The sequence below is a fragment of the Bradyrhizobium forestalis genome (assembly GCF_002795245.1).
GTDB lineage: Bacteria > Pseudomonadota > Alphaproteobacteria > Rhizobiales > Xanthobacteraceae > Bradyrhizobium > Bradyrhizobium forestalis.
On record NZ_PGVG01000151.1, the window covers coordinates 1 to 419 of the forward strand.

General features: G+C 56.3%; 1 protein-coding gene. It reads right to left on the reverse strand.

Features of this window, described 5'->3' with window-relative positions:
* Positions 1–134: 134 nt before the first annotated feature.
* A partial coding sequence (locus CVM73_RS38885; protein ID WP_488226286.1) for a Rossmann-fold NAD(P)-binding domain-containing protein occupies positions 135–419 on the reverse strand: 285 nt, incomplete at its 5' end.

Below are 419 nucleotides of genomic sequence, written 5' to 3' on the forward strand. Positions count from 1 at the left end.
GTCTTCTTCATTGAAAACCGGAACGATGATCGAAATGAGAGGCCTGCTCAAGGACTCAGGTCTCCCATTCGCGGATTCGGCATTCTCACCTGACATCGTTTCAGCCATCAAAGCCATTCCCGTCGCGCGCAGCACTAGGCCCGCTCAAACTCCTCTGGCGAAAATAGATCGATAATCTGACCGTCATATCCCTGCTTGCGCATGTACCCGCGAATTTCACCAGAGATGTGCCAAGCCAGATTGAGGAGCGGCACATCCTGGTTTGGCCGCTTGTCGAAATCATCGTCGGAAAGGATCGGGATGCGGGTGCCCGGGATGTAGTGCCCGATCTTCATCGAGCCCGGCTTCTCGTAGACCGCTTGCAGGGTGGACTGATCGAGATCGAGCAGCTTCACCAGGGTAGCCGCGCGGCCCGGAAA